At 35.1% G+C, this 26,609-nt stretch carries 24 protein-coding genes and 3 tRNA genes; 11 read left to right on the top strand and 16 right to left on the bottom strand.

Features of this window, described 5'->3' with window-relative positions:
- Nucleotides 1–20 precede the first annotated feature (20 nt).
- The 7 genes from ABH942_RS14670 to tgt form a co-directional block, all read right to left on the bottom strand.
- Nucleotides 21–932 (bottom strand): glutaminase, encoded by a 912-nt coding sequence (locus ABH942_RS14670; RefSeq protein WP_370033252.1) that lies wholly within the window; start codon nucleotides 930–932, stop codon nucleotides 21–23.
- Between the two features lie 22 nt (nucleotides 933–954).
- On the bottom strand, nucleotides 955–2,217 hold the full coding sequence (locus ABH942_RS14665) for an asparagine synthetase B (RefSeq protein ID WP_370033250.1): 1,263 nt from the start codon (nucleotides 2,215–2,217) through the stop codon (nucleotides 955–957).
- 85 nt (nucleotides 2,218–2,302) lie between these two features.
- Nucleotides 2,303–3,847, bottom strand: coding sequence for a replicative DNA helicase (dnaB, locus tag ABH942_RS14660; protein WP_370033248.1), 1,545 nt, complete (start codon nucleotides 3,845–3,847; stop codon nucleotides 2,303–2,305).
- 141 nt (nucleotides 3,848–3,988) lie between these two features.
- Nucleotides 3,989–4,942 (bottom strand): acetyl-CoA carboxylase carboxyltransferase subunit alpha, encoded by a 954-nt coding sequence (locus ABH942_RS14655; RefSeq protein ID WP_370033246.1) that lies wholly within the window; start codon nucleotides 4,940–4,942, stop codon nucleotides 3,989–3,991.
- A 132-nt stretch (nucleotides 4,943–5,074) separates the two neighbouring features.
- Nucleotides 5,075–5,977, bottom strand: coding sequence for a DMT family transporter (locus ABH942_RS14650; protein ID WP_370033244.1), 903 nt, complete (start codon nucleotides 5,975–5,977; stop codon nucleotides 5,075–5,077).
- A complete protein-coding gene (locus ABH942_RS14645) occupies nucleotides 5,964–7,040 on the bottom strand; it encodes an LptF/LptG family permease (RefSeq protein ID WP_370033243.1) in 1,077 nt (358 codons plus the stop codon). The genes ABH942_RS14650 and ABH942_RS14645 overlap by 14 nt, the downstream gene beginning before the upstream one ends.
- 34 nt (nucleotides 7,041–7,074) lie before the next feature.
- On the bottom strand, nucleotides 7,075–8,205 hold the full coding sequence (tgt, locus tag ABH942_RS14640) for a tRNA guanosine(34) transglycosylase Tgt (RefSeq protein ID WP_370033241.1): 1,131 nt from the start codon (nucleotides 8,203–8,205) through the stop codon (nucleotides 7,075–7,077).
- Between the two features lie 252 nt (nucleotides 8,206–8,457).
- Between tgt and ABH942_RS14635 the strand changes: the two genes are divergently transcribed.
- The 3 genes from ABH942_RS14635 to ABH942_RS14625 all read left to right on the top strand — a co-directional run bounded on the left by ABH942_RS14635 (nucleotide 8,458) and on the right by ABH942_RS14625 (nucleotide 11,594).
- Nucleotides 8,458–9,636, top strand: coding sequence for a M50 family metallopeptidase (locus ABH942_RS14635; RefSeq protein ID WP_370033239.1), 1,179 nt, complete (start codon nucleotides 8,458–8,460; stop codon nucleotides 9,634–9,636).
- 96 nt (nucleotides 9,637–9,732) lie between these two features.
- On the top strand, nucleotides 9,733–10,584 hold the full coding sequence (locus tag ABH942_RS14630) for a transketolase (RefSeq protein ID WP_370033237.1): 852 nt from the start codon (nucleotides 9,733–9,735) through the stop codon (nucleotides 10,582–10,584).
- Between the two features lie 56 nt (nucleotides 10,585–10,640).
- A complete protein-coding gene (locus ABH942_RS14625; RefSeq protein ID WP_370033235.1) occupies nucleotides 10,641–11,594 on the top strand; it encodes a transketolase family protein in 954 nt (317 codons plus the stop codon).
- Between the two features lie 65 nt (nucleotides 11,595–11,659).
- Here the strand turns inward: ABH942_RS14625 and ABH942_RS14620 are convergent, their stop codons facing one another.
- Nucleotides 11,660–12,619 (bottom strand): FKBP-type peptidyl-prolyl cis-trans isomerase, encoded by a 960-nt coding sequence (locus ABH942_RS14620; RefSeq protein WP_370033233.1) that lies wholly within the window; start codon nucleotides 12,617–12,619, stop codon nucleotides 11,660–11,662.
- Nucleotides 12,620–12,696: 77 nt separating this feature from the next.
- Between ABH942_RS14620 and ABH942_RS14615 the strand changes: the two genes are divergently transcribed.
- Both ABH942_RS14615 and ABH942_RS14610 read left to right on the top strand, forming a co-directional pair.
- Nucleotides 12,697–13,095: an RNA-binding S4 domain-containing protein gene (locus ABH942_RS14615; protein WP_370033231.1), complete on the top strand. Its 399-nt coding sequence runs from the start codon at nucleotides 12,697–12,699 to the stop codon at nucleotides 13,093–13,095.
- A 66-nt stretch (nucleotides 13,096–13,161) separates the two neighbouring features.
- Nucleotides 13,162–13,659 carry a phosphoribosyltransferase family protein gene (locus ABH942_RS14610; protein WP_370033229.1) on the top strand — a complete coding sequence of 166 codons (498 nt, stop codon included), beginning with the start codon at nucleotides 13,162–13,164 and terminating at the stop codon, nucleotides 13,657–13,659.
- On the opposite strand, the gene ABH942_RS14605 is transcribed toward ABH942_RS14610, so the two are convergent.
- Entirely contained in the window at nucleotides 13,651–14,169 is a 519-nt protein-coding gene (locus tag ABH942_RS14605) for a shikimate kinase (protein WP_370033227.1), read from the bottom strand. The genes ABH942_RS14610 and ABH942_RS14605 overlap by 9 nt on opposite strands.
- Before the next feature lie 127 nt (nucleotides 14,170–14,296).
- Here ABH942_RS14605 and ABH942_RS14600 point away from each other — a divergent pair.
- The 3 genes from ABH942_RS14600 to ABH942_RS14590 all read left to right on the top strand — a co-directional run bounded on the left by ABH942_RS14600 (nucleotide 14,297) and on the right by ABH942_RS14590 (nucleotide 14,597).
- A tRNA-Lys gene (locus ABH942_RS14600) sits at nucleotides 14,297–14,369 on the top strand.
- Nucleotides 14,370–14,402: 33 nt separating this feature from the next.
- A tRNA-Lys gene (locus ABH942_RS14595) sits at nucleotides 14,403–14,475 on the top strand.
- Nucleotides 14,476–14,515: 40 nt separating this feature from the next.
- Nucleotides 14,516–14,597: transfer RNA gene (locus tag ABH942_RS14590), tRNA-Leu, on the top strand.
- 386 nt (nucleotides 14,598–14,983) lie between these two features.
- Here the strand turns inward: ABH942_RS14590 and ABH942_RS14585 are convergent.
- Complete coding sequence (locus ABH942_RS14585; protein WP_370033225.1) at nucleotides 14,984–16,039, bottom strand: T9SS type A sorting domain-containing protein; 1,056 nt, start codon at nucleotides 16,037–16,039, stop codon at nucleotides 14,984–14,986.
- Between the two features lie 390 nt (nucleotides 16,040–16,429).
- Nucleotides 16,430–17,866 (bottom strand): S41 family peptidase, encoded by a 1,437-nt coding sequence (locus tag ABH942_RS14580; protein WP_370033223.1) that lies wholly within the window; start codon nucleotides 17,864–17,866, stop codon nucleotides 16,430–16,432.
- Nucleotides 17,867–18,267: 401 nt separating this feature from the next.
- On the opposite strand from ABH942_RS14580, the gene ABH942_RS14575 reads away from it, so the two are divergent.
- Complete coding sequence (locus ABH942_RS14575; RefSeq protein WP_370033221.1) at nucleotides 18,268–19,167, top strand: alpha/beta hydrolase family protein; 900 nt, start codon at nucleotides 18,268–18,270, stop codon at nucleotides 19,165–19,167.
- Nucleotides 19,168–19,192: 25 nt separating this feature from the next.
- A complete protein-coding gene (locus ABH942_RS14570; RefSeq protein ID WP_370033219.1) occupies nucleotides 19,193–19,666 on the top strand; it encodes a hypothetical protein in 474 nt (157 codons plus the stop codon).
- A 9-nt stretch (nucleotides 19,667–19,675) separates the two neighbouring features.
- On the opposite strand, the gene ABH942_RS14565 is transcribed toward ABH942_RS14570, so the two are convergent.
- The 5 genes from ABH942_RS14565 to ABH942_RS14545 form a co-directional block, all read right to left on the bottom strand.
- Nucleotides 19,676–20,608: a Dyp-type peroxidase gene (locus tag ABH942_RS14565; protein ID WP_370033217.1), complete on the bottom strand. Its 933-nt coding sequence runs from the start codon at nucleotides 20,606–20,608 to the stop codon at nucleotides 19,676–19,678.
- A 114-nt stretch (nucleotides 20,609–20,722) separates the two neighbouring features.
- Complete coding sequence (locus ABH942_RS14560) at nucleotides 20,723–21,328, bottom strand: CDP-alcohol phosphatidyltransferase family protein (protein ID WP_370033215.1); 606 nt, start codon at nucleotides 21,326–21,328, stop codon at nucleotides 20,723–20,725.
- Nucleotides 21,329–21,536: 208 nt separating this feature from the next.
- Nucleotides 21,537–22,595: a hypothetical protein gene (locus ABH942_RS14555; RefSeq protein ID WP_370033213.1), complete on the bottom strand. Its 1,059-nt coding sequence runs from the start codon at nucleotides 22,593–22,595 to the stop codon at nucleotides 21,537–21,539.
- Between the two features lie 522 nt (nucleotides 22,596–23,117).
- Entirely contained in the window at nucleotides 23,118–23,933 is an 816-nt protein-coding gene (locus ABH942_RS14550) for a hypothetical protein (RefSeq protein WP_370033211.1), read from the bottom strand.
- Complete coding sequence (locus tag ABH942_RS14545) at nucleotides 23,920–25,038, bottom strand: hypothetical protein (protein ID WP_370033209.1); 1,119 nt, start codon at nucleotides 25,036–25,038, stop codon at nucleotides 23,920–23,922. The genes ABH942_RS14550 and ABH942_RS14545 overlap by 14 nt, the downstream gene beginning before the upstream one ends.
- A 228-nt stretch (nucleotides 25,039–25,266) precedes the next feature.
- Here ABH942_RS14545 and ABH942_RS14540 point away from each other — a divergent pair, with 228 nt between their 5' ends.
- Nucleotides 25,267–25,905: an MFS transporter gene (locus ABH942_RS14540; protein ID WP_370033207.1), complete on the top strand. Its 639-nt coding sequence runs from the start codon at nucleotides 25,267–25,269 to the stop codon at nucleotides 25,903–25,905.
- Nucleotides 25,906–26,609 lie beyond the last annotated feature (704 nt).

Below are 26,609 nucleotides of genomic sequence, written 5' to 3'. Positions count from 1 at the left end.
CTTAGCTTGGGATTTTTTTATTAAAATACAGACATTCCTGTTTTTGTCGTAAATAATTCTAAAGCATTCATGCCCAATTCTGAGTTTCCTTTTTCATTCAGGCGTGGACTCCAGGTTACTATTGTAAAGTGTTTGGGAAACAAAGCCGCTATTCCTCCACCAATTCCACTTTTGCCGGGAAGCCCAACTTTATAGGTAAATTCGCCAGATTCATCATAAAAACCGCAAGTCTGCATCAAAGCATTAAGACGCTTGACATTGCTTTTTGATAAAATCTGATTGCCATCTATAGTTTTACCCTCATTGGCAAAAAAATAAAACGAATGTGCCAGTTCCTTACATGTCATTTCAATGGAGCATTGATGGAAATAAAAATCCAAAACCGTTTCTACATCATTTTCAATATTGCCAAACGATTTCAGAAAGTTAGCCAAAGCGGCATTCCTATAGCCCGTATCTTTTTCAGATTGGGCTACTTTTAAATTGAAATCTATTTCCTGAGTGCCTGAAATGGCTCGTATAAAAGCCAAAAAATCTTCTTTGGGATGTTTCAAATGCGAAACCAGCATATCAGCTATGACTAAAGCTCCGGCATTAATAAATGGGTTTCGAGGAATTCCTTTTTCAAATTCCAGTTGAACAAGAGAATTGAAGGCTGTGCCAGAAGGCTCAACTCCTACTCTTTCCCATATTTTTTCACCCATAAAAGAAAAAGCCAATGCAACGGTCAGCGCTTTGGAAACACTCTGGATTGAAAATTTTTCGTTGCTGTCGCCAATTCCAAAGTCTTGTCCTTTGATTGTAGTCAGATGAATACCAAATTTATCAGGATCTATCGTGGACAGTTGTGGGATTGTTTGGGCAACATTTCCAATTTGCGGAAACGATTTGGCTTCAAGATAAACTTCTTGCAGTATTTTTTGATAATTCATTCCGTTAAAAGGATTGGAAAGATTATGTTTTTAATTTTTTCTTTCTTGCTGCCGGGAACAATACATTGTTAAGTATCAATCTATATCCTGGAGAATTCGGATGCAGATCTAAAACCGTTGGGGCATCACCCACCCTGTGTTGGTAATCTTCGGGATCGTGTCCTCCAAAATAAGTGAACATTCCTTTTCCTTTTGTACCATGAATATACCTGGCTTCGTTATTTACCTTATTTTCACCCATGACAAGAACACTGGATTTAATCCGATTACTGTCAAAAGAAGTAGTTTGTCCCATAAAACCTTTAACCAATTGTGTATGGTTTTGGCAAAGCATGCTTGGGATCGGGTCCCATTTAGCAGAATATTCCATTAACGTGAAATAATCCTTTTCAGGCATGATGTTTCTTTTCATTGTCATGTCAATATCAGAAAACTCGTAGATAATAGGATTCTTTTCCAGAATATAGTCTTTAAATGCGAAGCTGTTCTCATATTTAATCTTTGCCTGATAATTAGCCTCACTTTCGTCTCCGTCAAACATCGGTTCGCAAATATCTACACCATCTGCGGCAAGCGCAATATCAAAACTATCTGTAGCAGAACACATGGCAAACATAAATCCGCCACCTATTACAAAATCACGTATTTTTTTAGCAACTGCCAGCTTTTCTTCCGATACTTTGCTGTAGCCTAATTTTTTTGCCAATTCCTCTGCGTCTTTCTTTTGCTCAATATACCAAGGCGCATTTCTGTAGGCTCCGAAGAATTTACCATACTGTCCTGTGAAATCTTCATGATGCAGGTGAAGCCAGTCATACAACAGCAGACCATCTGATAAAACTTCTTCATCATAAACTGCGGTAAACGGAATTTCAGCATAGGTCAGTACTAATGTGACGGCATCATCCCAAGGTTGTTTTCCTTTTGGTGTATATACAGCAATTTTAGGCGCTTTTTCCAAAACTACAGTTTCCATGTTTTGTGATGGGCTACTGATTTCATCCAAAATTTGATTGGCCTGTCCATCAGAAAGCAGTTCAAAACTAACGCCTCTAATCTGACATTCCTTTCTGATTTCTGAGGCATCTGGTAACAAAAAAGAGCCACCTCTATAATTCAAAAGCCAACTCACTTTATAGTGCTTATCTAGTGACCAATACGTAATTCCGTAGGCTTTCAGGTGATTTTTTTGTGAGGCTTCATCCATTGGAAGCAAAATAAATGATGCCCAAGACGGAATTGAGGTTAAAAATAATAAAAATAAAAAGGCTGTTTTTTTAAGCATTCCAAAGATTTTACTTCAAAGATAACGGTTTTTAGGGAAGCAAATTATAAAAAAAACCGCCTCGTTGGGCGGATTTAACTCTATTTTAGAACGGTACATCACTGTCGTCATCTACATTATTCATATTACTACCAAAGGCTTCATTTGCCGAAGGCAGGTTTTTGGTAAGGAATGGCGCATCCTGCATGTTCATTTTTGAAGGCAGGTCATCAAAGTTGGTTCCATATTCATCAAGGTTGTCAAATTTACCTAAGTTTCCAACGAATTTAAGCCTTACGTTTTCCAAGCTACCATTTCTGTGTTTTGCAATGATAAATTCTGCCTGACCTTCTGTTGGTGAATGTTCATCATCATCCCATTCGTCAATTTTATAATATTCCGGACGGTAAATAAACGAAACGATATCGGCATCCTGCTCGATAGCTCCCGATTCCCTAAGATCCGAAAGCAACGGCCTTTTACTCGATCCACGGGTTTCAACGGCACGGGAAAGCTGTGAAAGTGCAATTACCGGAACGTTTAATTCTTTCGCCAAAGCTTTTAAGTTTCGGGAAATTGTAGAGATTTCCTGTTCACGGTTTCCGCCTCCTTTTCCGCCACCACCTGCTGTCATCAACTGAAGGTAATCGACAACTATCAATTTGATACCATATTGCGAAGCCAAACGACGCGCCTTAGCACGTAAATCAAATATGGAAAGCGATGGTGTATCGTCAATATACAAAGGTGCTTTTTCAAGATTTTTTACCTTGATACTAAGCTGTTCCCATTCGTGTTTTTCTAATTTTCCGGTACGTAATTTTTCTGAAGATAGTCCTGTTTCTGACGAAATAAGACGCGTAATCAACTGTACGGATGACATCTCCAATGAAAAAACCGCTACAGCATGGTTAAAATCTATCGCAATATTTCTAGCCATAGACAAAACGAAAGCCGTCTTACCCATACCTGGACGTGCTGCAATGATAATCAAGTCACTTGGCTGCCATCCAGAAGTTACTTTATCTAACTTTTCAAAACCGGTGGCAACACCACTCAGACCTTCCTTATTCGCAATTTCTTCAATTCTTTTCTTTGCCTGGATAACCAAACTTTGGGCTGTCTCAGAACTTCTTTTGATATTTCCTTGAGTTACTTCGTATAATTTTGATTCTGCCTTATCCAACAAATCAAAAACATCTGTTGTCTCATCATAAGATTCTTCAATAATTTCAGAAGAAATCTTAATCAGGCTTCGTTGGATAAATTTCTGAAGAATAATTCTCGAGTGGAACTCGATATGCGCCGAAGATGAAATTTTTTGTGTCAGCTGAATCAAATAGAAATCGCCTCCTGCAAGATCCAACTTTGCCATCTTTTTAAGCTGAGCTGAAACTGTTAATAAGTCAATAGGCTGTGAATCGTTAAAAAGCTGTACGATAGCTTCAAAAATATATTTGTGGGCTTCCTTGTAGAAAGCTTCAGGCTGGAGAATATCAATAACCTCATCCACCCCTTTTTTATCAATCATCATAGCACCCAAAACGGCTTCTTCCAGTTCGATAGCCTGCGGCGGGAGCTTTCCTTTTTCGAGATTGATTATGGTAGTTTTATCTACTCTAACCGGGTTTATATTTCTGAGATTTTCCATAATGCGAATGTAACCAAAATTAAAAGAAATTGCCTTTTGACTTGTTAGCTACTTTTGTTTATAAGTATTAAAATTGTGTTGATAACCAAAAAAAAATCCGAAACCACGGGGCTTCGGATTTAGTTTCAATTTTAGTAAGGTTTACTCTTTAAATTCGCCCATTTTGCTGTATTTGTCCATTCTTTGGGCCACTAATTCAGCTGTTGATAAGTCTTTTAATTCGTTGTATCCTTTCAATATGTATTTTTCAACTGATTTGAACGTTGTTTCTCTATCATAATGAGCTCCACCTAGCGGCTCAGGTATGATATCGTCAATCAGCTTTTGTTTTTTCATGTCAAATGAAGTCAGTTTTAAGGCTTCAGCTGCCTGCTCTTTATATTCCCAACTTCTCCATAAGATAGAAGAACAAGATTCTGGAGAAATTACAGAATACCATGTGTTTTCCAACATATAAACTTTATCTCCAACACCAATTCCTAAAGCACCTCCTGAAGCTCCTTCACCAACAATTACTGTGATGATTGGAACTTTAAGGCGAATCATTTCAAGAATGTTTCTTGCAATTGCTTCTCCTTGTCCTCTTTCTTCTGCTTCTAATCCAGGGTATGCCCCAGGAGTATCAACCAAAGTAATTACCGGAATACCGAATTTCTCTGCCATTTTCATCAAACGCAATGCCTTACGGTAACCTTCCGGGTTTGCCATACCAAAATTTCGGTACTGACGTGTTTTTGTATTGTATCCTTTTTGCTGGCCAACAATCATGAATGACTGTCCTCCAATTTTACCCAAACCTCCAATCATCGCCTTGTCATCCTTAAAACTTCTGTCTCCAAAAAGCTCTAGGAAAGTGTCGCCACATAGAGCGTGCACATGATCCATAGTATAAGGACGGTTAGGATGTCTTGACAACTGTACTCGCTGCCAGGCGCTTAAGTTTTTGTATATATTTTTCTTAGTTTCTTCAAGTTTTTTTTCAATCTGCTTGCAAGTATTCGATACGTCAACGTCAGATTCTTGACCAATTACTTGGCATTTGTCTAATTGGTCTTCAAGTTCTTTTATAGGGAGCTCAAAATCTAAATATTCCATAGGACTTGTGCATTTTTTGTTTAGTTCGAACTGCAAAGATAGGATTTTCATTTAAGAACAAAAGCTAATTTTTGAAAAGATTTAGCCTCTTTGTGTCTTAAACATTCCAATCAAAAACAGTCGTGAATTGCTTTATTTATCAGCCAAAAGAGATTTTTTGGCCTTATAATTCTTTAAAATTCCGTTTAAAATTACTGTTGCCAAAATAATGACTGCTCCCACATAAAAAGCGGGGCTCATCTTTTCTTTATCACCTAAGATAATATAAGCCAGCATGATACCATAAACAGGTTCCATGTTTGTTGTGAGCATAACCGTATAAGGCGTGAGTTTTTTCATGACATTGACTGATGCAGTAAACGCATAGGCAGTACAAACAGAAGAAAGCACTAGCAGCAAAATCCAATCGTGTTGAGAAACAGTAAAGAATTCAGCAGTAAATTTTCCGCCATACAACAGATAAAGAGACACAAAAAAGACTCCTGCAAAAAATTCATATAGTGTAATTACAGATGGATCGTATTTCTGTATCAGCTTGCCATTGAATAGCGTAAAAGTAACCCCTAAAAAAACTGAAATCAGTGCATACACCATTCCTAAAATATAGTGCGTTTCAACCTGCATTATCATCAACAGGCCGCCAATAATGATAAGCCCGAAAAACACTTCGTACCATAGCATTTTTCTATTAAAAAAGATAGGTTCCATGATGGACGCAAAAAAAGCTCCGGTTGAAAAAACAGCCAGCGTAATCGAAACGTTAGAAACGTTTATTGCTTTGAAGAAAAATATCCAATGCAGGGCAATAATCAGGCCTACACTAATGAGGTGGAAAAACGATTTTCGGGGAATACGCCATGGTTTTTTGGTAACCAATACATAGATCAGCATGAAAATTCCTGCCATGAGCATCCTGTACCATACTACAGACTCTTCCTTTATCGTGATGAGTTCGCCAAGTATTGCCGTAAATCCCCATATAAAAACAATTAAATGAAGATTAAGATAGCTTTTCAGGTTGTTATCTTTTTGCATTTCGAAGCAGGTAGATCGCTAAAATTCCAAAAACAAAATTCGGAAGCCATACAGCTATAAACGGCGGTATACTCGATTTTTCAGCCAGAGTTCCGAAGATTTTATCAAAAAAGATAAAGGTAAAGGCAAGACCAATTCCTATTGCCAAATTCATACCCATTCCTCCTCTTCTTTTCATAGAAGATACGGCAACGGCAATAACCGTAAGGATGAAAGCCGAAACCGGAAGACTATATTTTTTATATAGTACTACAAGATAGGTATTGATATTTGACGACCCACGTTCTCTTTCCTTGTCGATAAAATCATTTAATTCGCCCAAAGTCAGTGTTTCAGCAATATAAATTACCGGAGTCAAATCTTCAAGATCGAATTTAAAAACCGTGTCTTTTTTAGCTGCCGTCTCTAACCTATCATCCACTACGCCAACTTTTCTTTTTGTATAGTTGTACATCGTATACGTGGTATCTTTTGCATTAAAATGAATACGTGAAGCATTGATAGCAAAGTCCAGCTTATTATCGTTGAATTTCTTAAGAGAGAAATCAAATGCCGTTTTTGAATTAATATTAAAATTGCTCACATAAATAAATTCACCCGGGCTGATTTCTCTGTAGACATTGGTAGTCTCCCTCGTTTTGTTATTACCTTTGAGATAGGTATACCTAAAATCATTAAAACCCTGACTCGCTTTTGGAACAATAAAAAATCCCATCAATAAGGCGAAGATCGAAACAATTGTGGCTCCAATCAGGTAGGGACGTAAGAATCTCTGGAATGATATTCCAGAGCTTAAAATCGCAATGATTTCGGTATTGTTGGCTAGCTTGGAAGTAAACCAGATAACGGATAGGAATAAGAAAATGGGAAAAAGAAGGTTGGCAAAATAAATCGTAAAATCTACATAATAAAGAGCCACTTTTACGAGCGGCACCTTATTTTGGAGGATTTTATTGATTTTTTCCGACACATCAATTACAATCCCAATCGGAATAAACAGAAACAGCATCACAAGAAATGTGACTAGGTACCTTTTCAGGATATACTTGTCGATTATCTTCATTTTTCTACCAGATTCTAATCTTATTTTAGATTTATTATAATCTTTTATCCATCTGCTTAACCATCATTTCCTTCCATACGCGGAAATCTCCTGCTAAGATATGTTTTCTTGCTTCACGAACCAACCACATATAGAATCCAAGGTTGTGAATCGTTGCAATTTGTTTTCCAAGGTATTCATTTGCTGCAAAAAGGTGACGCAAATAGGCTTTTGTATATTCTGTATCGACAAAAGTGTGCCCCATTTCATCTAGTGGTGAAAAATCAGCTTCCCACTTTTTGTTTTTGATGTTGATGGTTCCGTGAGCGGTGAAAAGCATCCCATTACGGGCATTTCTTGTAGGCATCACACAGTCAAACATATCAATTCCAAGCGCAATGTTTTCTAAAATATTGATAGGAGTACCTACTCCCATAAGGTATCTCGGTTTGTCTTTTGGCAATATATCCGTAACAACTTCAGTCATTGCGTACATTTCTTCTGCCGGTTCACCAACAGAAAGTCCACCAATAGCATTTCCTTGTGCTCCAGCGTTAGCAATATATTCTGCCGACTGCTGGCGTAAATCTTTATAAGTACTTCCTTGTACAATTGGGAAAAAAGTTTGCTCATAGCCATATTTATATGGCAATTTATCCAAATGGCTGATACATCTATCAAGCCATCTGTGCGTCATGTGCATTGAACGCTGAGCGTAACGATAATCGCACGGATAAGGAGTACATTCATCAAAAGCCATGATAATGTCTGCTCCGATTGTTCTTTGGATTTCCATTACATTTTCAGGCGTAAAAACATGGTATGAACCATCAATATGCGATTTGAATTTTACGCCTTCTTCCTTAATTTTTCTATTTGAAGAAAGAGAATACACCTGATAACCTCCTGAATCGGTCAGGATATTTCTGTCCCAATTCATAAATTTATGAAGTCCGCCAGCCTTTTCAAGAATATCAGTCTGTGGTCTTAAATATAAGTGATAGGTATTCCCTAAAATAATATCAGGATTGATATCGTTTTTCAATTCTCTTTGGTGTACGCCCTTTACAGAAGCTACAGTTCCTACAGGCATGAAAATTGGCGTTTCGATAACACCGTGATCCGTTGTTATTTTTCCGGCTCTTGCCTTTGAATTCGGATCATTTTGTAATAGTTCAAATTTCATTCTTTTCGCTTTATCCCAAACTTTGGGAGGCAAAGATAATTTATTTAAGATTTATCATTTTAGATTTATGATTTAATTTAACATCCAATCCGATAAGCCTACCGTATGTCTGTTTTTGGAACCTATAAAAATGTTACTGTCAGTTTTTTAAGTTGATAAAAATGCATTTGCATTAAGAAAAAAATTTATTGTTATTTTTAGACCCAAATGTAACTACCCCCTAAGCATTTTTCCTGCCAAATCCTGATAGACATGAAAACACAATTGATGGCTGAATTGCTTGCTATATTATTAATATCCAGACCCTTGCTTACGGTCTTTCATGAACTCGGCCATGCTATTCCTGCTATTTTAATGACACGCGAGCGTGCCACTATTTTTTTAGGATCTTATGGCGATACCGATAAAAGTTTTCGATTGGCCATTGGCAAGCTCGAAATCTGGGTAAAATACAATCTTTTCAAATGGAAAGGTGGCTTATGCGTTCCTCATGCCAGCAATATTTCGATCAACAAAAAAATCATTTATACGCTTACCGGCCCATTGGCTTCTCTTTTGATTGCAATAATTTCCTGCTACTTAGCCTTTGCCTATAAACTGAAAGACTTTTTATCGTTTCTTTTTCTAGTTTTCTTATTGCTTTCGATTTTTGATTTTTTAAAAAACATCATTCCTAGCAACCAATCCATTACATTACATGATGGCAAGATTGGGCATAATGACGGGACTTCACTGGTCAGACTCTTTCGCCATAAAAAATATCCCAAACAATATTTTGATGCTATAGCTTTATACAACAACAAACAATACACCGAAGCAGCATCTGTGTTCGACACCATACTTTCCAACGGACTCAAGGATCAGGACACCTATCGTTGGGCTATATATTGCCATCTCCTGATTAAAAACTACCGCAAGGCCAAAAATTATTTTGATGAATTCAGAAAACGATTTCAAATGAATTCGGAGGACTATTCAAACCTGGGCCTTATCTATTCACATTACGAGAATCATGAAAAAGCGATGAAATTATATGGAATATCCCTAAAACTGAATCCCATGAACAGCTATTCACTAAACAATAAAGGTTACACTTTGAACATACTTGAGAAATATGAAGAAGCTATTCCTTTTTTTGATAGAGCGCTAGAAATCGACAAATCATTTGCCTATTCCTACAACAACAGAGGATTTTCAAAAATAAAACTTGGCCGTATAGAAGAAGGACTCTATGACCTCAACCAATCTTTTGAACTTGATCCCTACAATCCTTATTATTTTAAAAACCTAGGGATTTATTACCAAGAGAGAGGCGAATACCAAAAAGCCCTAGAATTATTTCTTAAAAGCAAATCTTTAGACAATTACACACATAACATTGACACATTAATCGCTCAGGTTCAGAAATATTTAAGTCATAAAACCTATTAGCGGAATTTATGCCTTATCTGAAATTCTAAAAATTCAGATGTCCAAAAATCCAAATATCTGATTATCTTTGCGCCAGTTTAAATTTATCCTATAAGAATGAAACCTAACACACAACAATTAAACAACTTAACTATTCAAGTACGCAGAGATATTCTCCGAATGGTTCATGCTGTAAACTCAGGTCACCCTGGCGGTTCGCTGGGTTGTACAGAATTTCTCGTTGCTCTTTATCAAAATTTAATGGATCGCAAACCAGGTTTCGATATGGATGGAAAGGATGAAGACATCTTCTTCCTGTCAAACGGACATATTTCTCCTGTTTTCTACAGCGTATTAGCGAGAAGCGGTTATTTTCCAATATCTGAGCTGGCAACATTCCGCCACATTAATTCCAGATTACAAGGTCACCCAACAACACACGAAGGTCTTCCGGGCATTCGTATGGCTTCCGGTTCATTAGGACAAGGAATGTCTGTTGCTATTGGTGCTGCTTTGACAAAAAAACTGAATAAAGATTCTCACCTAGTTTATAGCCTACATGGTGATGGTGAATTACAGGAAGGGCAAAATTGGGAAGCTATGATGTATGCTTCGGCTTATAAAGTCGATAATTATATCGCTACAATCGATTTAAACGGAAAACAAATTGACGGTCCTACTGACGAAGTCTTGAACATGGGAAGCATCAGAGCAAAATTTGAAGCTTTTGGATGGGACGTTTTAGATATCGAGAAAGGAAATGATATCGAAGCTGTTATTGCTGGTATGACCGATGCAAAATCAAGAACAGGAAAAGGAAAACCTGTTTGTGTATTGCTACATACAGAAATGGGTAATGGTGTAGATTATATGATGTATAGCCATGCTTGGCACGGAAAAGCTCCAAACGACGAGCAGCTTGCAAATGCTTTGGCTCAAAACTACAGTGAAAGCGAAAGCGATTATTAATCTATTTTAGAATTGGGTTTATCCAATCGATTCTCAAATCCTTTCAATTAAGAAAAATGAAAAAATATATCAATACAGGAAATAAAGATACCCGCTCCGGTTTTGGCGCGGGACTGACCGAACTAGGTCAAAAAAATGAAAATGTCGTTGCACTTTGCGCTGACTTGATCGGTTCACTAAAAATGGATGATTTCAAAAAGAATCATCCGGAACGTTTTTTTCAGGTTGGAATAGCAGAAGCTAACATGATCGGGATTGCTGCCGGCATGACTATTGGTGGAAAAATTCCTTTTACAGGAACATTCGCTAACTTTTCCACAGGAAGAGTTTATGATCAGATCCGCCAATCTGTTGCTTATTCTGATAAAAACGTAAAAATATGCGCTTCACACGCAGGACTTACTCTTGGTGAAGATGGAGCTACTCACCAAATCCTTGAAGACATAGGATTAATGAAAATGCTACCAGGCATGACTGTAATCAATACTTGCGATTACAACCAGACCAAAGCAGCTACTATTGCCATTGCTGAGCATCACGGGCCGGTTTATCTTCGTTTTGGGCGCCCATCGGTTCCAAACTTCACTCCGGAGAACGGAACATTTGAAATTGGAAAAGCAGTATTGCTTAACGAAGGAACAGACGTGACTATTGTTGCTACCGGACATTTGGTATGGGAAGCGCTGGTTGCTGCAGAAGCATTGGAAGCAAAAGGCATATCAGCTGAAGTAATCAATATCCATACTATCAAACCTCTTGACGAGGAAGCTATTTTGAAATCACTTGCAAAAACAAAATGTATTGTTACTGCCGAAGAACATAACATGCTTGGTGGTTTGGGAGAAAGCGTAGCAAGAGTACTGGCATTAAACAGTCCAGCACCACAGGAATTTGTTGCCGTAAACGACAGTTTTGGTGAGTCAGGAACTCCAGATCAATTGATGCAAAAATACAAGTTAAACAATCAGGCTATTGTTGAAGCTGCTGAAAAAGTAATCAAAAGAAAATAAAAGATTCTTCTAAAAATAAAAAATCCCGTTCATTTGAACGGGATTTTTTATTGCTTATCTATTTTTTAATGACAAGTCGGATCCAAATGCTTTTTCAAGCCTCCGATTGTTCCGGCACAGTTTGGTATCAGATCAAATGGATAGATATTTCCAAAGGCATCTTTAATTTCAGTCCTTGTTCTTGTTCGGTCTCCATCATCATCAATATCTAAAAAGTTAGGTATACCATCACCATCTGTATCATCGTCATAATAATCGCCATTTCCATTCAAATCCTCTAAATACGAAGGAATTCCGTCTCCATCATTATCTGCAAATTTTACCGAATGCAGATTGATCGTAAATACTAAAGGTGAGTAAGAAGACAATCCTGAACCAGCCGGAGCTCCATTAAAATACCCTAATCCAGAAGGTATGAATACGATCCCTACGCCATAATCTGTTAACAATGTCCCACCTGGATTAGAAGGATCATCAGCAGCATTTCCAGATTTAAACTCGGTCATTACATTTCTCCATCCGGAAACCACGCTTTCTTGTGAAAACCATACCGGATTTGGTCTGTAATCAAATTGCGTTCCGTCTAAAGTATTACCTCTATAAGTCACTAAAGTAGAATCAACTCTTGTTGGAGACTGACCTACACCTTCTCTTATTTTTAAATAATATAATTTATATTCAACAGGATCATTAATTAGCTTTCCAACTATAGGGTCAGCATTTGAATAGGTTCTGCCGTCATTCTTGACAATTTTAGATTTTAAAGGATAATCTTGCTGATTCCATATAGAAACCTGAGTACCTCCTTCCGGAATCTGAATGATAGTTGGAATCGGATTATTATTGGCATCCATAGTAACGGTAAGATAATGCGTCTTTAAGTAGGTTTCGATATCTTGTATGTCTGAAGCATATTGTGTCGCCCTGTCTCTTGGTGGAGCTACTTTTGAATCATCGTCTTTTTTACATGAAAAAAGCACCGTGCTTGAAACTATAGCTATTAAAAAAATCTTAATTCTGGTCATTATTATTGATTTTAGAGGCGCAAGATACAATTTTGATTTATTTTTGTAAATAAATTAACGTAGAATTTAGTTTTAGAATGAGAGTAGACAAATACCTCTGGTGTGTTCGATATTATAAAACACGTAACATGGTTACAGAAGCATGTAAAAAGAATCATATTACCGTAAACGGTCAGATTGCAAAGCCATCAAAAGAAGTATTCCCTACTGATAAGATTACCTTCAGGAAAGATCAGATTACGCATACGGTTATCGTCTTAGACATTCCACAAAACCGTGTGGGTGCTAAACTTGTTGATATTTACCGAAAAGATGAAACTCCTATCGAAGCATTCCAGCACCTGGAACTCTTGAAACTTTCAAAAGAACACTACAGAAAACATGGTGAAGGAAGACCAACAAAAAAAGACCGCAGAGATATTGACGGCTTTAATTTGGACTTTGAAAATGACGAAGACGACACAGAACAGCATTAAAAATATAAACTGCCGCATGGCGCAAACAAGCAAAGCGTTTTTTATCTTTGAAAAAAATAAATCAAAATGAGCAAAAATATCATCCTCAACAACCAAGAAATTGAACACAAAATTCTGCGAATCGCTTATCAGATATACGAAACTTTTGTTGACGAAGAAGAAATTGTTATCGCCGGAATAGCAAAAAACGGTTATGTTTTTGCTGAAAAAATTGCTCAAAAACTCACCCAGATATCACCATTAAAAATAGCCCTTTGCGAAGTCTTCATCGACAAGCAGAATCCGCATAAAGAAGTGACGACATCTTTAGAGAAAAAACAATACGAAAACAAGGGGCTCGTTCTTGTAGACGACGTATTAAACTCCGGCACTACATTAGCCTATGGCGTAAAGCACTTTTTAGACGTTCCTTTAAAGAAATTCAAAACAGCGGTACTTGTGGACCGAAATCATAAAAAATACCCTGTAAAAGCCGATTTCAAAGGAATTTCACTTTCTACTTCATTACAAGAGCACGTTCAGGTTGTTTTTGAAGACCAGGAAGACTATGCTTATTTAAGCTAGGATACGATTTATTTCAACCGCAACTTCTTCCGGAGACTTGTCATCGACAGGTACAATATGCGTAGCCTGATTGTAGTAATAGCTACGGTCAAAAAGATGCTTTGCTATATACTCTTTCATTTCCTCTTCTTCCTGCTCTGCAATTAAAGGGCGATTATTTCTTATAGAAAGTAGCCTGTTATAAAGAGTTTCTATCGAAGCTTTCAAATAAAAAGAGACCACTCCTTTGCCATTAAGCAATTCATGATTGTTAGCATAGCACGGCGTACCGCCACCCAGACTTAGAATCATTTCTCTTTCGGAGGAAATCAATTCTTTAAAAATCTGATTTTCCAGTTTCCGAAAAAAGACTTCTCCTTTCTGCTCAAAAATATTTTTTATAGACATCCCTGCCCTTTCTTCGATAATTTTATCCAGATCAAGAGCTCCAATTTGAGTTTTTTCAGACAGCAGTTGGGCAATTGTTGACTTACCCGAGCCCATATAACCCAATAAAACAATTTTTATCATTAAAGTAAAACCTTATAAATTAAGGCATTATAAAAGATTAGTAAAAAAAGACAAATTTAAAACAAAATTGCTTTGAAAAATAAATAATAAGAACGTATATTTGCACCCGCATTCAAGAAATTAAAATGACTCGATAGCTCAGTCGGTAGAGCACATCACTTTTAATGATGGGGTCCTGGGTTCGAGCCCCAGTCGGGTCACTACAAAATTTTGAAATTTCATTGAATGCTAAAGACTCGATAGCTCAGTCGGTAGAGCACATCACTTTTAATGATGGGGTCCTGGGTTCGAGCCCCAGTCGGGTCACAAAAGTTATTCGCCAAGGCGGGTAACTTTTTTTGTTTAAGGCCACGTGGAGAAATTGGTAGACTCGCCATCTTGAGGGGGTGGTGCTGCAAGGCGTATGGGTTCGAATCCCATCGTGGTCACTTCAAAAGGACAAACCAGAATAATTTTGGTTTGTCCTTTTTTATTTCACAACCTTTTATCAAATAGCAGCATAAGCCTTAATGTTTCGTTTACTCTTGCGATTCAATATCCGAATCCGGCAAATGTCAGTTTTTCGGGGAATATAAAACCGATTATCTTTCTGCGCTGTACCACGGTACCCTGTGCATACTAGACATCAAGCCGGGATTGGAATTATTATCATTTCTGCCACAAAAAAGCTAAGGCAATAATCTTAATTGATTACATCAATGGTACTGAATTTATAAAAGAAAAATAAATAGAAAAGCCGGCTTAATCAGCCGGCTTTCTTGTTAGCAGAAATTACTTTTTCTTGTATTTGAAGAAATAGCCTGTAATCCTTTGGTTATTTCTTTACTATTTTTTTATGGAATATTTTACCCTCGACATTTAACTTCACTATGTATGTTCCCTTTGGCAAGTCGGATATGTCAATACTGTTACCATTATTATTTTTCACGTCGATATGTTTTCCGTCCATTTCGGTTAGGCCCAAAAACATACCCTTTTCAAAATTTACGATATTGGCTGAGGGTACGGGATAAATTTTGATTTTATCTTTATGAAAATCATCAACCGAAAGAGACATGTCTATCTTTATTACATCGCCTCCTTCCAGGTTTGAAACATAGAAACCATTGCCAGTAAAAATAATGTCCCAGTTTGTTCTCGACGGAGTTGTGGCAATTTGACTGAATGTTCCATCTGCCGTGTTGATTTTGACTACGTGATCAGGATTATATTCTGTACCATAAATAATAGTATCCGTTTCCCCTTTGGTAATCCCCTGTAATGTTGTAAAGCCGCTTACAACTAAAGTTTCCTGTGGATTTGTTTGTCCTAAATTGTATTTTACAAGTTTATTAGGAGTTGAAACAAAAATATAATTACCTATAACCAGTAATCCATTTGTCCCTAAAATTCTATCTACATTTAGATTGTCCACAACTACAACCGGTGTTGCATTCGGCGCATTTAAATCTATTCTGAGTAATTTTTTATCTGAATTGACATACAGATATTCATTATCAATAGTAATACCATTTGGGAAAGGGAGCGATATTACATTTTCAACTGTGGGATTGGGCTGCGTGATATCTATTCTGATGATTCTGCCGCTGTCAGCACTGATGGCGGAAACCGAAGCATATAAATAATTGCCTTTGATGCACAGGTCATAAATATCTTCCGGTACTGATACGTATGTTGATGCCGTTGGATTTGGTTGTGACAGGTCTACTTTATAAATAATGCCATCAAAAAAACCACCGGCATATAGTGTATTTCCGTTTATTGCGATACCAGATGTGTTTGTGGTCTGGTTTGAAAATACCGTGGAAATTGTTTGGGCTTCAACAATTGAAAAAATAAATAAAGCAACCAAGAGTAGTGTTTTTTTCATAAATGTTTTTCTTTTTAATGATAGATTTTGTTTAAAATAATCTGCAAACATAAATAAGTCATGATGTTCCTTTGCAAAAATAAAAAACAAAGGAAAAGGGTTCTCGCTAATGAACAAGTGCTGTTTTTTCAGACATCAACGTTGACTATCAATTTACAATCGTTTTTCGGAATTGAAGTATTTCCGATAAAATCAAAGGAATCAGCATTAAAGACTTTCCAGGCGTAGCGGTATCCGCTCAACTTAATAGTAAGAAAACACGGATTTTCTATACAATACAGACTTATGGAATCCATGATGTTCACAAAGAATAACAACAAATAAAAAGCCTGCAAACATTTGATTTACAGGCTTTTTATTTTTAGCATAACCTTCAAAATATACATTAAATCATTGATATTGCTTAATAACAAAATCAATTTGTCTGTCAAATTTTGTTCTTAAGTCATTTGGCTGTATTTGTATTTCAACGTCCGGCTTAATTCCTTTTGGATCATTTATAAAATGGGGTGTTCTCATTTTGTATTGAAAAGTAGGTATCCAAACCAATGTTTTGGAATAAGGCAAAATAAACGCCTGTCCGCCCGAATTGCTATAATTACTCCCTTGCGAATATTCTCCGTAAAATTTCCCGATTTTATGCTCCCTCATCAATGCTAAGAAATGTCCTGCGGTTGAAAAACATCCACCGTTTATCAAAACGCTGATCTTCCCTTTATAAAAATTTACTTTGTTCTGTTGTAGTTCAAACCACCAATAATCTGCACTGTCAGTTTCTGTGTAGCAATTTAATCCATTCTTGAGTTTTGTTTCATTCAAATTTATTTCTTCGATATTGTCTGGATATTGAGCATAATGCTTCCATTCTTTTACACTTTTATATTTTGCTCCCATATAATCAAAATAGTAATAAGGGGCGCTGGTTAAATATGAAAATAAGTAGTTTGCAATATCTGCAGAACCGCCACCATTATCTCGCAAATCAATAATCAAATTTTCAGTTTTTAAACTGTCAAGCTGTGTAAAAAAGCGGTCTAATTGTTTCTCTGCAATTTTCCTGTCCGTTTCATTATAACCATTTTCAAATGAACGAAATTTTAAAATAGCCAAATCAGTTGTTCTAAACTCAGTTGTTAAAGGTTCTGTTTTTTCTGAAATATTATTTGTATATGTTTTAAATGACATTCCTTTGAATGTGTCTTTCTGTTTATGATTGTTACTATCTACATATTCAATTTCAAATTTTTCTGTTTGATTGTAAATAAAATAATAAAAGGGAAAATTACTAAATCGTGTATTTAATCCTGTTTCATTTCTGCCTTCAAGATGAATATATTGTTTAATTTCGTTTACTACAGAATTTATATCTTTTCCATTTATTTTTAAAATTCTCAATCCGGCATATTCCTTATTTTCTTGAGATGATTTATCCAAATAATAATTGTCCTTAATTTTATAGATGCTGAAAGGAAAAACCAATCTGTCATTTAGTAAGGCAACAATTTGCCCCCTATCAACGGCTGTATGTCCATCTTTAATTTTTGCCATTAAAGTGGCCGTTAGTTTATAATATTCTACAAGTGAAAGATCAGTTTTTATGGTGCTTTTTAAAGATAAATACGTTTTATCAAATTCCTTTTTTGAACAAAACATAAATTGTCCTGGATGAATTGTATTTGTTAAATTATATAGTTCTGTGAATTCGGCAATAATGCTGTCTTTTTTCAGCGTTTTTTCAAGCAGCCCCGGCTTTTTTAATTCTGTTTTTTGCCCATAAGCAAAATTGATTGTAAAAAATAAAAGTGCTAAGAATATCTTTAAATTCATCTAAAAGTTTTTTTAACTCTAATCCATTTGAATAACGCAGCGAAAAGGGTATTGAGGAACAGAAAATAGCAGCCTAGCCTTTATACTTTCTGCAAACTGAGCCATTTTTCATGGCTAATTTACATTTTTCGTGGCAGAAAAATAACAAATGTGATTTGTACTTACTCTCTTTTTTACCACAAAAATTAAAGTAAAACTTGGAAATATCATAAAGCTACATCATATAACGACGGTTCACACAATATCTGGTTTTATTTTTCTATGCAGGAAACCATTAAAAGAATAATACTATATATTTGTAAGCATCCTCAAAAGTGTCCGCCACTGACACCAAGTTTCTTAACTTTGTAGACAATGTTAATGAATACCATTTAAAAAACAATTTTTCTTATTAATCTAAAATGAACGTTACTCTTTTTTCTAAATTATTTCTTTGGTTATCATTAATAATCTTACCAGAAATGGCATTTTCTCAATCGTCTGATTTTACCATTCAAGATATAAAGTTTGAAAGTCAGGGTGTCACTCTAGCAGGCTCAATTTTAACGCCTAAAAAAGCAGTTGCAGCAGTTGTAATTGTTCATGGATCTGATCCTGTAAAAAGAGAATTGGAGTTCGCTAAACGTCTTGCCAAAGACGGGATTGCTGTATTGACATACGATAAACGTGGAGTTGGAGAATCCGGCGGTGTATATGTAGGTCCAACTGTTGGCACAAATAATATCGACACTACCAATCTAAATTTATTATCTCACGATGCGAGTGAAGCGGTAAATACATTTCGAACCTATTTGAAAGATAAAAAAACACCTATTGGACTAGTTGGCTTCAGTCAGGCAGGATGGATAATACCAATTGCTGCAAGTAAAAATCCACAAATAGAATTTATGGTTTTATTTAGTTGTCCAACAATTACAACTTTGGAACAACTTAGATTTCAGTTTTACACCAACGGAAATAATGATTTTTGGGAAAATCATACAGAAGCAGAAGCTCGTGAACATATCAAAAACGATTCTGACAGGTATCAATTTGCTGCTACCGATCCGAAAATTTCCTTGAATACTCTATCAATTCCCGGACTTTGGCTTTTTGGGGAGAAAGATATCCAAATTCCGGTAAAGTTGTGCATAGAGCAACTGAATACATTTAAAGCTCAAGGCAAACCTTTTGAATATACCTTATTTCCAACATTAGGACACAATACTGTTTCTGGCAATATTACAGCACCAGTTGAAATTTCAATTCAATGGATAAAACAGAAAGTTTTAGATATTAAAAAGTCTAAAGTATCAAAATAAGGCACTACTTACAATAACAAATAAGATGATTACACAGAAATCTAAGGTTGAAACTTTACATGAGGAAATAATAAGACTTTCTTCTGGAAGTACGCAAATTTTATATGAAATAGATGGAATCTGCTATGAAGCGTATCAAATCTTAAAATCATTTACTATTACAGACCGCGAGGAATTAATAGAAAAACTGCCTACATGGAGTAATAAAGAATTAGAATTTCTTGCCTTTATTTTACACGATGATTCTAATGAAGTATATAATGACAACTTTCTTTTAGGATATATATTTACTTTAGCAGATGATATATTAGCAAGTAGCCTTTTAGACCAATGGCTCATATTTTTCTTTGAAGAAAATACTGTTGAATCTATGGAACTTTTAGATGCTATGCTTAACAGACTTGAAGGGTTGCGATTAAACAATTACATAGATGAAACTACATATAAATACTGGGTTGAGTATATAACCAATTTAAAAACGAAGCAACAAGGCCTGTAATCTACAATTCTATCCTGAAAAATCAGCAAGCATATCCAATGAAGGAACAAAAAACAGTGTTCCTGTTTTGGCAGTACTAAAATCCAAGATGCGATCATAATTACCCGGAGGATCACCTACAAACATATTGGTCAGCATCTTTTCTACTGTACTGAACGTACTTGCATAGCATATAAAATAAGTCCCCATTTCATTAGTAGCAACATTTCCAAAAGGCATATTGTCACGGACAACCTTTAAATCATCGCCTACGTTGGATAAGGCTATGTGTGAATTTTTAGGTTTCACATCATCGCTCATCTCTATATCACGATCCTTCGACCTGCCTATTACTTTTTCCTGCTGTTCAACCGAAAGTGATTTCCATGCATCAAGATTGTGAAGATACTTTTGAACGAAAAGATAACTTCCTCCCTGATATTTTAAATCCTGTTTATCAATTACTGAAAAATAATCCCGATCTGTTCCATGTGGATTTTCTGTTCCATCCACAAAGCCTAAAATAGACCGGCTATCCCAATAACGAAATCCCTGAACTTCAACAATGCAGTCTGCAATGTCTTTCATAAAGTCCGAAATCATCGAAGACATGTCATAGGCAAAACTTTTTTGGTCAGAGCGGATATGAAAATGAAGATCTCCTTTCGTTGCAACTGCAATATGTTTATCGCCTGCAATAGGCTCAAATGCTTTAAGTTCTTTGGGCAGCGGTTTTGGCAAATCGAGTTTTAGCCATGCTTCATAGCCAATTCCCATAACACAGCTCGCTTTAGAATCTGGAAACCGATCAAGGGCAGAGTTATTGATATTTATTACCAAGGCACATATTCTTTGGAATCCGTCCTTTATTTTTTCTGCCGGAATCTGCTCCTTGAAATTCCATACCAGAAAATAGGTATTGTCATTTGGATAATCGGTTACATTTTGAGGAGTACTACGCATAGCGAGTTCGTTTATTATTTCACGGTTGTTCCTTTATTCAAATTCTTAATAGTATTGTTGCTTCATGTTTTTCTTCTGGCTTTCACAAAAAACATGTTCTAAGATACTTTATTATTAACCGTTAAACAATTTTCTTCGCTTTATTTCTTTCCCTTTTCTGAGTTGTATCGCATGATAGAGTGAAGGAACATCATTTGTCCACTTTTTTAGCGTTAGGATAATGCCTATAATTTCAATTCGCGTAATCATTCCAATCCAAAAACACATTTGAAACAGATAAACAGATTGGCATTCTACTATTACCTGAATAAGTGTACCAAATAATAGCAATGTCCAAAATTTTGCACCAAGTGAATGTGTTGCTATTTCTTTCTTAAACTTTAAAAAACTGACAGCATAAGTCAGAATTTCGGTTCCTATCAGAATAGAAACTAACAGAATATTATTTCTAAAAAACTCCGGACATTGGATATAGGTAGCAAACGCGACACAAATGAAAAAAAATTGGTCAATGGTAGAATCTAACCTTCTTAGCAATTGTGTTGAAATGTTTAATTTTCTTGCGATAATTCCATCAAATATGTCTGTTAAGAGACCAATTGTTAGTAAGGACACAGCTATTGGCTTGTAGTTTTCTATATTTATATAGCTTATAATAACAATTAAAAACCCGATTACTAATCTGGAGAATATTAAAATTTTGGGGATTTGATTCTTCATTAATCAGGTACAAAAAAGGTTAGCTTTCAATAATTTTCTCTTTGCAAACTTTACGCCTCTCGCCTTTGCGAATAATTATTTTCTCGCAAAGACCCAGAGGCGCAGAACAGAATATTTCTTAATATAAAACCGGCAATCAATATAGCTTAAAAAAGAATTAAAATTGAATTCCTACTTTAGAATCTTTATACTCTACAGCTATCGCTCTTTATTTTAGTTTTGTTAGTGCTTTAGAGTTTCTCAACAAAAATACATATTGAAAATAATCTGTCGTAAAAGTACCATTTTGAGGAACAATATTCTCTCCAAAAATTCTCGATTTTACATTTATCAGATGTTGCGATTTAAAGTAGGGTGAATTTGGCGCATCAATCTTGAAAAGTGTAATCGTATTAGGCTTACTCAATTCTTTCAGGTCTTTTATTCCCTTAACTAACTGCAAAGGACCATCTGCATTAACCCAATTGATTTTTTCGTCTTCAGGCGTTGGAAATTGAGGGTTTTTAGGAAGATACATTTCACTGTCTATTGTATAACTAACAAAGCTGGCGGTTTTAATACCTGATTTTTTCAATCCTGAAGCAAATGCTTCTTTTCCATTTTCGGTTTTATTTTGTAGCACATGGAAATACCCAAAAAGTCCGTAGAATTTTTCATTCTCCAATTTCATTTTTTTGATGGAATTGTTAAAGTTCGTAACCATAGCAGAATCTCTCGATACTTTTGAGGTATCATCAAAATTCTTGTCTATTCCAATTACGGTAATTTTTAAAGAATCTGGCAACTTTTGATTATAATCGTAAATTTCATTCCATTTGTCAAATAATTCCTGACTGGATTGTTGCGGAATTCTTTGATTTATCGCAACAACAACTTCTTTTAATTTCGCTTCATCTTTTATTGAACTGTCTTTCAAAAAAGCATTCAGTTTTTTAGCTGTCAAGCTATCCATTTCTGCAATATAATATTTAACTTCTGCCTTTTTGTTTAGGAAAAACAATAGCTCCTTATCTAGTTTTTGATTGTCAGCATAACCATGAATTTCTCCTAAAAGAAAAACCTGTGATTTGTAAAAATCCTCATCAAACAATTCTTCATTAATTGAATCTGTAATTTGAGTTTTATTTTTTGTCAGATAGCTAATGTTGTCTTCATTTTTGGAGCCCAGAAATAATTTGTTGCTTATAAAAAAGTATAAGAACAAAAGTAAACAGATGCTTAGAATAGCTGTGAATGTGAATTTGATGATTTTTAAAAATTTCTTCATGGTTGTTGGTTATGTTTTATTTTGATACAAATGTATCTGGGGCAAAACAAACACTCAATTTTTAATTACCGAACCGTTGTTTTTTGATGATGAACTGTTTTGAATTCCGAATATTTGGATTTTAAATTACAGCTAAAAACCTTTCATACTGATATAAAACACGGGTGTAATCGAGTAAAAGTCAATACCTAAAGCCTTCAAATTCATAAAATTTCACAAATCAAATAAGGAATAGTATAATAACATACTACCACCAAATCTTGAATTTTGTCATTAGAAAGCTTATCCACCAAATATTCGAGAATGATGATACTATTAATCAAGGGAATGGTCTGCAATAGATGTGTTTATGTTATTGAACAAGAGTTTATCAACCTTGGCTTTAATTTAATTGGGTAGTCAGCGAATACTGCACACCGAATTGCAACATACTTTAGGATTGTTGGAATTCTAAAAGATTAAATAATAACAAACCACACCTGTTGGTGTGGTTTTCTTAAACATATAATTTTGTTTACTATGTTATTTTTTTGAATTTCCTTTTAGCCAACCTTTTTGTGGAGTAAAAATCAAGGCCAAACCGTTATAATTTCCTTTGATTGTATAAACTCCCGTTTTTGTCTGATTATTATCTAAATAAAATTCATAAACTCCTGTTTTAGGATAGGATAATAGTTGTGAGTTATTAAAAAACTCTATCTGAAACAAGCCAATATTTGTCTTATAATTCACTCCTAACGAAACATCTAACGAACCTGTCACTTGCTGTTCTGTTGAATTTACCATAAAGAAAGTCCGTCCTTTTTGCTCATTATAATCAATTGCAAGAACGGATAATTCATCATCCCCTCCACTTGTCCTAATATCTAAGCTCATACCCAAACCAACTGCAAAGTTTAAATTATTGTTTATGGGTATAAAATATTCTGTTTTTACTGTTTGTGAAAAAATAAATTGATTTGCTATTTCAAAACTGCTTAAATTTTGAGAATAATCGTATCCTGCATTTAAGTCCTCGTTTGAAATTTTGATATTGAAGGTTGGATTAAATGTTTTCACTATAACCCCGGCTTTAAAATTAAAATTATTCTTTTGATAAAAGTTATAGAAAAAACCAAATTGAGCAGAGAAATTAGTATTAAATGAAATACTTGGAGAGCCATTAGAACTCACGTCATACCCAGGCCCCACATCGTATCCTTTAAGTAAGGATGGCTGTAACACCAAACTAAATTTTGATAAATTTTCTCCGAATAATTTTTCAGCTGTCTGGGAATATATTTTAGCATTAATACAAAGCATAAAAATCAAAACGGTAATAATTCTAGTACATGTCATAATAATCTAATATTAAATTTATTGAACCTTGTTTATGATAGCTATATGCTTTTTGAGGTTTTATTCCTATAATTAAGCTGGCTCCATCAAATCGCTGTCCTCTAATTTTAGCCTTCACCCTTCTCCTCCTCTTTTCTTTAACTTTGTGTTTTTCAAAAGCTATTCCACAATTTTGATACAAAACACTATTATTTGTTACCTCGCTTCCTGTTACTCCGGCAGTAATCCGTGTTCTGGCTCTTTTCCATTTGCCATTTTTCTTTTTATAACCTACAGTTAAAGCTGATATTTTTTTTGCTCCCCAAGAATCATTATTAATGACTTTTGATTTTATTTTTATTCTATTTGTACCGTTCAAATAATATTGTGTTTTTTTTATATGTGTTTTACACTCAGTTGAACTTTGTGAATTTTCCTTTACTTTTATTTTTTTTACAACTACATTGGGATTATTTGTAGGCATAAGACCTCTACTGACCTGCATAATAGCATCCAGGTCCCAATTATGAACTTCAATCCAGTTAAAATTATCTATTAGTTTATAATAGACATATCCTGTCTTTTTTTCTCCAATGATAACTTCAGTATTAATACTAAATAAAGCTCTTTCTGTTTCATCATATATAAAATGACTATCAGGATCTTCATTAACATTCCAATCTCCGTCCCCCTGAAGTTCAAGCCATTTATTTTCTAATACTTCTACTTTTTTTCGAAGTGAACAGAAAGCCAAATCCTCCTCAAATTTCACCAAAACATTGTCTTCATCAAATCCCGCAATATTTGCTACAATATCATATTCTTCATCAGTTAAATTATTTGGTACTGTCGCATCAAATGCATCGTATTCATCATCTATCATTTCATCCAATTTATCTGCTGTTTCCCAAAGCTTTTCCCAAGACGGAAAGATCAAAATATTGCTACCACAATCAATATCGTTATCTATTTTAATTGATTCAATATAACTAAACATTGAACTTTGTCTCTGCTTCCTAATCAAAGAAACTTCATTTTTCACATCCTTTTCTTGTAATAAATCTGGGCTATCACAAGATAAAAATGCGATACTACCTACTAAAAATAAAATTAACTTTCTGTTCATGGCTTTTAAAAATTTATTTTTTTACGCTTTTAAGGGTTTTCAAGTTATTCCGTCGGAAATACTTTTTAGATGACTATCTTCTTTTTTCGCAAAAGATTAAAATGAGAACCATCTTCTTTTGTTTTTTTAAAGTTATTTTTAAAAAAACAGATAGCGACTACACAAAAGGATAGAATTTAGGTTTATGCTCAAATTCTATCCTTTTGTGTAGTAACAGACGTATCTCCGATGATGCCTTTGTCAATTTTTAAAGTACCTAACCTTTCGGCAGGTAATATCGTAATGGCTTTACTGGCAGCAGCATGGATACCGCTACGGTTTTTCCTTAATCTGTATTTACAGCAAACACTGCATTATTCCGCTTTTAACAGTGGACTCGCGCAATTGCCGATGACATTGGCGATTCTGTTTCTGATGGTTGGCGTTACAGGAAAACTGGTAGCAAAATTTGGTTTTAAATCCAATATGATAGTTGGATTGCTGATACTTGCCGCATCACTGATTTTATTTAGTCAGATACCAACTGACGAAACATTTGTTACTGATGTATTACCAGCATCTTTATTGGGTGCATTAGGCATGTCACTTACCTATATTCCTGGAACAGTAGCTTCTATGTCGAGTGCAAAACCTGAAGAAACAGGCCTTGCATCCAGATTGGTTAACACGAGCTATCAGGTAGGATCTGCTTTGGGTCTGGCTATTATCGTTGCTATTTCGGCAGCCAAAACAAATACGTTGAAAATGACAGGTACAACAGAAGCCGCTGCATTAAATACCGGTTTTCAGACAGCCTTTTTCTCAGCCGGTATGGTTTGTATTATCGCTGCTCTTATCGCAACAGTATCTATACGTTCCCCTAAATAAGAATTTGCTTTGTTTTATATTTCAGCCGAAAACCCGCTTTATAAGCGGGTTTTGTGGTTAATGGAATCTATACCTGCTTTTTACGCAGTTTGATTTTGACTTAAATAAAAACTCAGCAATATCAGATTATAATTTACACCAATTCGGTTTCATAAAGTGATAGTAGCAAAAGACTTATTTTTTAGAATTTATTTTCTTCAGCAGCAGTACTAACAAAAAGAAAATAATCAGGAAAATAAAGAATGAAAACAAAATATATATTTTTAAAGGTTAGAAAATCAAATCTTATGTCAGGCAGTGAAGTCATTGCCTAGAAAGATTCATAAAATAAATCCGTATATTGACTCCCGTTGTTTTATTAGGAGTTTCTAAAATGGAATAGAAACTTTTAATTTTCGTAAAAGCCTCTATTATTTAAACTTTGACTGACCGAAAATCATATTTCGATCAAAATAAACTCATTGTTTTCCGGCATATATATCATACTATTTTTACAGATAGTACTACAGCCGCTATCCTCGAGACAATCATAAATTAAAGAGCCACATGAAAACTTGCCGTCACATTCTTTAGTCCAAATATCTTTACCTCCCTTAGTACAGGTAACTTTGTATTCTTTTCCTGGTGCTATTAAACCTGGATCTATTGGATTTTCTTTATTTAATAACCTCAAAATCAGCTCTTTCTATATTACATTAGTGACC

The sequence above is a fragment of the Flavobacterium sp. 28YEA47A genome (assembly GCF_041262125.1).
GTDB lineage: Bacteria > Bacteroidota > Bacteroidia > Flavobacteriales > Flavobacteriaceae > Flavobacterium.
Note: the sequence above shows the minus strand (reverse complement) of the source record. Positions and strands in the feature narration are given on the sequence as shown.

Excerpts from the sequence above, each read along its gene's own strand:
- ABH942_RS14645 (WP_370033243.1), bottom strand. The coding sequence starts at position 7,040 with ATGAAGATAATCGACAAGTATATCCTGAAAAGGTACCTAGTCACATTT.
- ABH942_RS14605 (WP_370033227.1), bottom strand. The coding sequence starts at position 14,169 with ATGATAAAAATTGTTTTATTGGGTTATATGGGCTCGGGTAAGTCAACA.
- ABH942_RS14575 (WP_370033221.1), top strand. The coding sequence starts at position 18,268 with ATGAACGTTACTCTTTTTTCTAAATTATTTCTTTGGTTATCATTAATA.
- ABH942_RS14625 (WP_370033235.1), top strand. The coding sequence starts at position 10,641 with ATGAAAAAATATATCAATACAGGAAATAAAGATACCCGCTCCGGTTTT.
- ABH942_RS14540 (WP_370033207.1), top strand. The coding sequence starts at position 25,267 with ATGATGCCTTTGTCAATTTTTAAAGTACCTAACCTTTCGGCAGGTAAT.
- ABH942_RS14670 (WP_370033252.1), bottom strand. The coding sequence starts at position 932 with ATGAATTATCAAAAAATACTGCAAGAAGTTTATCTTGAAGCCAAATCG.
- ABH942_RS14610 (WP_370033229.1), top strand. The coding sequence starts at position 13,162 with ATGAGCAAAAATATCATCCTCAACAACCAAGAAATTGAACACAAAATT.
- ABH942_RS14555 (WP_370033213.1), bottom strand. The coding sequence starts at position 22,595 with ATGAAGAAATTTTTAAAAATCATCAAATTCACATTCACAGCTATTCTA.
- ABH942_RS14655 (WP_370033246.1), bottom strand. The coding sequence starts at position 4,942 with ATGGAATATTTAGATTTTGAGCTCCCTATAAAAGAACTTGAAGACCAA.
- ABH942_RS14635 (WP_370033239.1), top strand. The coding sequence starts at position 8,458 with ATGAAAACACAATTGATGGCTGAATTGCTTGCTATATTATTAATATCC.
- ABH942_RS14550 (WP_370033211.1), bottom strand. The coding sequence starts at position 23,933 with ATGACATGTACTAGAATTATTACCGTTTTGATTTTTATGCTTTGTATT.
- ABH942_RS14570 (WP_370033219.1), top strand. The coding sequence starts at position 19,193 with ATGATTACACAGAAATCTAAGGTTGAAACTTTACATGAGGAAATAATA.
- ABH942_RS14560 (WP_370033215.1), bottom strand. The coding sequence starts at position 21,328 with ATGAAGAATCAAATCCCCAAAATTTTAATATTCTCCAGATTAGTAATC.
- ABH942_RS14580 (WP_370033223.1), bottom strand. The coding sequence starts at position 17,866 with ATGAATTTAAAGATATTCTTAGCACTTTTATTTTTTACAATCAATTTT.
- ABH942_RS14545 (WP_370033209.1), bottom strand. The coding sequence starts at position 25,038 with ATGAACAGAAAGTTAATTTTATTTTTAGTAGGTAGTATCGCATTTTTA.
- ABH942_RS14565 (WP_370033217.1), bottom strand. The coding sequence starts at position 20,608 with ATGCGTAGTACTCCTCAAAATGTAACCGATTATCCAAATGACAATACC.
- ABH942_RS14615 (WP_370033231.1), top strand. The coding sequence starts at position 12,697 with ATGAGAGTAGACAAATACCTCTGGTGTGTTCGATATTATAAAACACGT.
- tgt (WP_370033241.1), bottom strand. The coding sequence starts at position 8,205 with ATGAAATTTGAACTATTACAAAATGATCCGAATTCAAAGGCAAGAGCC.
- ABH942_RS14585 (WP_370033225.1), bottom strand. The coding sequence starts at position 16,039 with ATGAAAAAAACACTACTCTTGGTTGCTTTATTTATTTTTTCAATTGTT.
- ABH942_RS14650 (WP_370033244.1), bottom strand. The coding sequence starts at position 5,977 with ATGCAAAAAGATAACAACCTGAAAAGCTATCTTAATCTTCATTTAATT.
- ABH942_RS14620 (WP_370033233.1), bottom strand. The coding sequence starts at position 12,619 with ATGACCAGAATTAAGATTTTTTTAATAGCTATAGTTTCAAGCACGGTG.
- dnaB (WP_370033248.1), bottom strand. The coding sequence starts at position 3,847 with ATGGAAAATCTCAGAAATATAAACCCGGTTAGAGTAGATAAAACTACC.
- ABH942_RS14630 (WP_370033237.1), top strand. The coding sequence starts at position 9,733 with ATGAAACCTAACACACAACAATTAAACAACTTAACTATTCAAGTACGC.
- ABH942_RS14665 (WP_370033250.1), bottom strand. The coding sequence starts at position 2,217 with ATGCTTAAAAAAACAGCCTTTTTATTTTTATTATTTTTAACCTCAATT.